Annotated in this window: 7 protein-coding genes; all 7 read right to left on the bottom strand. The window is 44.0% G+C overall.

The features are described 5' to 3' along the window. Positions 1–122 precede the first annotated feature (122 nt). Positions 123–1259 carry a 23S rRNA (adenine(2503)-C(2))-methyltransferase RlmN gene (gene rlmN / locus A3761_RS04615; RefSeq protein WP_068510609.1) on the bottom strand — a complete coding sequence of 379 codons (1137 nt, stop codon included), beginning with the start codon at positions 1257–1259 and terminating at the stop codon, positions 123–125. Positions 1260–1444: 185 nt separating this feature from the next. Further along, positions 1445–1873, bottom strand: coding sequence for a nucleoside-diphosphate kinase (ndk, locus tag A3761_RS04610; protein ID WP_068510611.1), 429 nt, complete (start codon positions 1871–1873; stop codon positions 1445–1447). 150 nt (positions 1874–2023) lie between these two features. Further along, positions 2024–3172 carry an aminotransferase class V-fold PLP-dependent enzyme gene (locus tag A3761_RS04605; RefSeq protein ID WP_068510613.1) on the bottom strand — a complete coding sequence of 383 codons (1149 nt, stop codon included), beginning with the start codon at positions 3170–3172 and terminating at the stop codon, positions 2024–2026. A 128-nt stretch (positions 3173–3300) separates the two neighbouring features. After that, positions 3301–3804, bottom strand: a complete 504-nt coding sequence (locus A3761_RS04600) for a Fe-S cluster assembly transcription factor (protein WP_068510615.1) — start codon at positions 3802–3804, stop codon at positions 3301–3303. Positions 3805–3951: 147 nt separating this feature from the next. After that, entirely contained in the window at positions 3952–4725 is a 774-nt protein-coding gene (cysE, locus tag A3761_RS04595; protein ID WP_068510617.1) for a serine O-acetyltransferase, read from the bottom strand. Between the two features lie 35 nt (positions 4726–4760). Continuing rightward, positions 4761–5666, bottom strand: a complete 906-nt coding sequence (locus A3761_RS04590; RefSeq protein WP_231872195.1) for an RNA methyltransferase — start codon at positions 5664–5666, stop codon at positions 4761–4763. Beyond that, a partial coding sequence (locus A3761_RS04585; RefSeq protein WP_082870172.1) for a TetR/AcrR family transcriptional regulator occupies positions 5653–6344 on the bottom strand: 692 nt, incomplete at its 5' end. The genes A3761_RS04590 and A3761_RS04585, both read right to left, overlap by 14 nt.

Raw genomic sequence — 6344 nt, 5'->3', positions numbered from 1 at the left:
TAAGAATCTGTATTGTTTATTCAAAAACAGCATGCGAATTTAATCTGCCTTTTTCTATTTTTTATACGAGCCGCTTTCATTGCGGTCTCTTTTTCTATAAAAATTAACCAAACCAATATATTTTATAGCTGTTTTGCAGCAATTGTATTTGCTGCATCCGCGTAGCGCGCACTGCGTCTCGTTCGATCTTCAACCTGACCGACAAGCTGCCCACAAGCCGCATCAATATCATCACCACGCGTTGTTCTAACGGTCGTGATATAACCACCCGCAATCAACCAATCCTGAAAACATCGGACCTCGTTGTTTGAGGGCTTTTTATACCCTGAGCCTGGGAAAGGATTAAAAGGTATAAGGTTGATCTTACAGGGAATTCCACGCAAAATCTCGATCAATTGATCTGCATGAATCTTTCGATCATTCACTCCTGCAATTAGGGTATATTCGATGGTCGCTTTTCGTTTATCCGAAAGCTGATCCAGATAGCTTTTTAGCGATGAAAGCAGCATCTTAATCGGATACTTCTTGTTCACCGGCACCAGTTCGTTTCTAAGCTCATCGTTTGGTGCATGCAAGGATATTGCAATCGAGGCATCGGTAAATTCGCCCATTCGATCCATTGCTGGCACCACACCAGCAGTACTGATTGTCAGACGCTTCTTGGAAATGCTGTAAGCGAAATCATCCATCATGATGTCTACAGCATCCATGACATTGTCAAAATTTAACAGCGGCTCGCCCATACCCATAAACACAACATTTGTTACGGGACGATCTTTTACCCGGTCGAGTTCTTCAAAGGAGGCAATAGCATTCCAAATCTGACCTACAATCTCTTCTGTAGACAAGTTACGATTAAAACCCTGCTTACCAGTAGAACAAAAACTACAATCCAGAGCGCAACCGATTTGAGAAGAAATACACAAGGTTCCACGGTCACCTTCAGGAATAAGCACCGTCTCGATACTACTACCGCCAGGCATCTGCATCACCCACTTACGAGTTCCATCTGACGAGATATCCTGATAGATAATATCTGGCCCTTCAATCGTTGCGATCTTTGAAAGTTTTTCACGCAGCGCTTTGCTGATATTGGTCATTTCGTCGAAGTTATGCACACCATATTGATGAATCCATTGCATGATTTGTTTGGCACGAAACGGTTTCTCACCGATCCCCTCCAGGAAATCCAGCATTTTTTGCCGTGGAAGACCCAACAAATTAACTTTTTTGGTTTCTGGTGTTACATCTGCGCTCATAAATTCTCTCGCGTAAAAATACTGCCGAACTGCATGTTTATTCACCCAATCATTCAAATTATTGAGCGAAGTCTACTCGTTATTAATCCGGCTATAATAACGACAAAAAGCAGGATCCTTTCTCTGAGCGTCTATTTGAGGCGCTACAGGGAATGGTATCCTGCTTGCTTTAGGCTAATGTAGCCTTAGCCGCGTGGGCAAATCTCTGCATCTGCGAAGAAGTAAGATACTTCACGAGCTGCTGATTCAGTTGAATCAGAACCGTGTACTGCGTTCGCATCGATAGACTCTGCGAAGTCTGCACGGATTGTACCTTCTGCTGCTTCTTTAGGGTTTGTTGCACCCATTAGGTCACGGTGAGCAAGAACTGCGTTTTCACCTTCTAGAACCTGAACAACAACCGGTCCAGACGTCATGAATGAAACCAAGTCACCATAGAAAGGACGTTCTTTGTGCTCAGCGTAGAAACCGCCAGCTTTTTCATCATCCATGTGGATCATTTTTGAAGCAACAATCTTTAGTCCAGCTTTTTCAAAACGGCTGTAGATTTTACCAATTACATTTTTTGCTACTGCATCAGGTTTGATGATTGAAAGAGTGCGTTCTACCGCCATGAGCTTATCTCCAAAGTAAGTTTAAAAGTTAAAAAATTGTGGCGGGATTATACAGGGCAAAGCAGAAAAAAGACACTCACCAATAACGCCATTAAAAAATATTAAAACAAAGAACTCTAGCAGCCTTTTAGCCCAATAAACTAGCGAACTCTAGCCCTTCATTCGCGTGACTGCCGAGCAGAGCATCTCAGCGGCCTTCAGCACTTCATCTTTAGTTGTGAAACGACCAAAGGAAAAACGCAAGGCGCTCAATGCCAATTCGTCAGACAAGCCCATAGCTGTCAACACATGCGATGGAGACATGCTAGCCGAGGTGCACGCGGAGCCTGACGAAATCGCTAACTGTGGCAGAGCAGAAAGCAAGACCTGCCCATCCAAGCCCTCAAATGACAGATTTAAAATACCTGAAATCGAATGCTCGAACTGACCGTTTACACGCACACAACCCAAGCCCGAAATACGTTCCATAAACAGGGATTTAAGATCAGAGATACTGACCTGTTCTTCCGTCATTGATGCCGCTGCAATCTCGAAGGCCTCTCCCATCGCAACGATCTGGTGCGTAGGTAAAGTACCAGAACGCATTCCTCGCTCATGGCCACCACCATGTATTTGCGCTGGAAGAGTGAAATCAGCTTTGCGCCGTACATATAAGGCACCAATACCTTTCGGACCATAGATTTTGTGAGCACACATTGAAATCATATCGGCACGTAATTCGTTCGTGTCTACTTTTAGTTTTCCTGCACTCTGCGCAGCATCGATATGAAAAAGAATCCCCTTCGATTCCGTAAGTCTGGAGATTTCATAGACATCATTAATCGCACCAGTTTCATTGTTCACATGCATCAAGGAGACCAAAACCGTATCAGGGCGAAGTGCCTGCGCTACATCATCAACTGAGATTCCCCCACTGACGCGAGGCTTCAACCAAGTCACCGAATAACCCTGCGACTCTAAGAACTTGACGCTATCAATAACTGCCTTGTGCTCAGTCATCGATGTAACAATATGCTTACCCTGCGACTTACGCGCCAACACCGCACCTTTAATTGCTAAGTTATTCGCTTCTGTCGCACCAGAGGTCCAGACAATCTCTCGCGTATCCGCGCATAATAAGCTGGCAACTTGCTTTCGCCCATGCTCGACAGCGGCTTCTGCTTGCCAACCATATATATGAGAACGGGAGGCTGGATTGGCAAAGACACCGTCCATCGTCAGAAACTTGGACATTTTTTCAGCCACACGCAAATCAACAGGAGTAGTCGCCGCATAATCGAGGTAAATAGGCTTATTCATAGATTAGGGTTCACAAAATAATACAGACTAAATTTTGCGCGTATTATATAGAGAGGAAGTTCTGATTACCATGAACGTAAATTGACCGACAAGCACAACTACTGCAATAGAAAAGAGCCCGCAGAATGCTATATATCTAATAAACTTGAGTTAATAAGTTCTGCCGCTTCATTCTGACGAATAGCAGTAACCTGAACCTCTCGTTTGTTCATAAGGTCTTGAAGACTTATAGAATTTAGAAAACTATGTATTTGCTGGCTAAGATCCATCCATAAATGATGAGTGAGGCACTGCTCGCCGTCCTGACAACCGCCTTTCTCAGCTTTTTCCTCCACACCCTCACGGCTTTTGGCGCCGCAACGAGTTGTATCAATTGACTCATCAACAGCATCAATAACGGCGGCAACTGAAATATCAGCAGCCTCAACATTTAGCTGATAACCGCCTCCCGGACCACGTATACTTCTAACCAGCTTACGTTGTCTAAGTTTCGAAAACAGCTGTTCCAAATAAGAAAGAGAGATACCCTGCCTAAGCGAGATATCTGCTAAGGCAACCGGGTTATGACAAGCATGCAGCGCAAGATCAAGCATTGCAGTGACTGCATATCTACCTTTTGTGGTTAGGCGCATTGCTTAATTCATGTCTCTTGAAGTGTTTATAGTCAGCATCGGAGCGATGCATTGCTGAAAAATTATCTATTACCTGAGTAATTTAATCAAGTATTCTCAAGCCTCTCCCCAATAATTGAGACATTAGCCCTTCACCAAATCGAACTATTACTTAATATCTTTAAAACAGCACATGTCATCTTCATCAATAGAAGGTACAGCCTCTTTGTTATAACCGTCATCAAGCTTACGTAAGGATTTGCACATTTCATTCATCCGTTCATCAACCATATGCATATGATCCAGCATACTTCTAATCGAACGCGCAACCGGGTCGGGCATCTCATCACTTAAGCCATAAGCATCAAAGCCAAAGTTCTCTTCCATTTTCTTACGCTTACTGTCATCCGGGGTAGCCGTTTCAGGAACTGATTTGAGAATAATTCGTCCCGGGATTCCAACTACGGTTGCTTCAGCCGGGACTTCTTTAGTAACAACTGCATTTGAACCAATCTTAGCATTTTGCCCTACATCAAAGGGCCCAAGTACCTTGGCACCCGCGCCAACCACCACACCATCCTGAAGCGTTGGGTGACGCTTACCTTTGTTCCAACTTGTGCCCCCCAAGGTAACCCCCTGGTAAAGGGTAACATCATCTCCAATTACTGCGGTTTCGCCAATCACTACACCCATGCCATGATCGATAAAAAAGCGCTTACCTATTTGTGCCCCCGGGTGGATTTCTATTCCCGTGAGCCAGCGACTAAAAGTTGAAAGGGAGCGCCCAAGCCAACGAAAATTTCTGAGCCAGAGCTTATGGGCTAGTCGATGTAGCAGCAAGGCATGTAAACCAGGATAATTCGTTAACACCTCAAAGGTGTTTCTTGCTGCAGGATCACGATCAAATACACTCTGAATATCGTCTTTCAAGCCTTCAAACATAAAATTTCCTATCTAGCCCCAAAAATATGGAGCTTCTATTTTTTTCGACCAAACTTGAGCGTTGCCGTCAATATGCCGCGTAATATATTAACTTCCATCTTATCTAGGTGAACTCGCTGATATAAGCGCCGCAACCTTGTCATCAACTGACGAGGATTATCCGGGTCATGAAAGCCTACTTCTATTAGCGTTTTTTCTAGATGACTAAAATACCCTTCAACTTCGGACACAGTTGCTAGCGGCTCATCCCAAGATTCATCTTGAGAGGAAACACTGGCCAATGAATGGTGTTTGGGGGCAGTTACAGATTTATCAACGCTTTCGGTCAAACAATCTGGTCGATATAGCAAAGCCATTCGCAGCTCATAGCTAAGTAACTGAACCGCCATGGCTAAATTTAGTGAGGAAAAACTCTCTACTGCTGGAATATTTACATGATAATGACAGCGGTGCAGTTCCTCATTACTCAAGCCACTCGCCTCATTACCGAATATAAGCGACACCGAACTGCCACACTCATTAGAGTCGATGTTTTCATCTGCTAAAACCTTGTCAAGCACTAAGGAAGCACAGTCTCTAGGGTTCATAAGCGGCCAAGTCATTTTACGACTGCGGGCACTAGCACCAATCACTATCTGACTACCAGCCAAAGCCTCATCAAGCGAAGTGCAGACCATTGCTTTTGCCAGAATATCTTCAGCCCCTGAAGCTCGCCTAATCGCATCGTGAGTATTTAAGGGAGACAAATAAACAATTTCACCATGCTCATCTTTTTCATAGGCTTCTGATGGCGAGACCAAGACCAGGCGACTTAAGCCCATATTTTTCATTGCACGAGCAACTGCACCGACATTTCCCGGATGACTAGTTCTAACCAATACAACTGTCACCAGGTCACTCAGTTTTTCTTCACGACTAAGCGCTATATTATTTTGAGTCACTGGCAATATCCAAAAATATCATACTATCTAAAGAAGCTGGATTTACCAGACTCTTAAAGGAATCTATCAACGCTCTCCCCTCTTTTGCAGGCACCGACAAAGCCATGCGAACAGCAGAGCCTGCCATATGCGAAAGTAGGAAACCAACCTGTTGTAACTTTTCCCAATACTGTTCATCGTAGTATTGCTTAATACAATCAACAATTAGCTTCGTTACGCGGCGACTATCTTCGATATCCAAATCCTGTAAGGATTTGTCTGCCGAAACACTTACCCAGATATCCATCATGGCAGGCTCAGAAAGGTATTCTTGATAGTAGCTCTCAATAACCTCTTGCAACACAAAGCATGCCTCTTCTTTTGAGCGCGTCACCGGCAAGGCTTCAGACAAAGAGCTAAATGATTGATCAAAGGTATCCTGAGCTAGCGCTAAGGTAATCGCATTTTTACTAGGAAAGTACTGATATATAGAAGCTGGGGTAACACCAGCACGCTCCGAAATTTCGTGAATTTTAAGTTGGGCGCTGCCCTTTTCAGAAATTAAGGATTTTGCTGCATTCAGAATTGCGTCGACACGCTTTTTACTTCTTGCCTGAGTCGGCCTGCGACGACTGTCATTTGTTTTATCTTGCAAAGTTGTTCCATATAATTGCGAATAAATTATAAGGTGACCAGGCT

This window comes from Oleiphilus sp. HI0123 (assembly GCF_001635315.1).
Note: the sequence above shows the minus strand (reverse complement) of the source record. Positions and strands in the feature narration are given on the sequence as shown.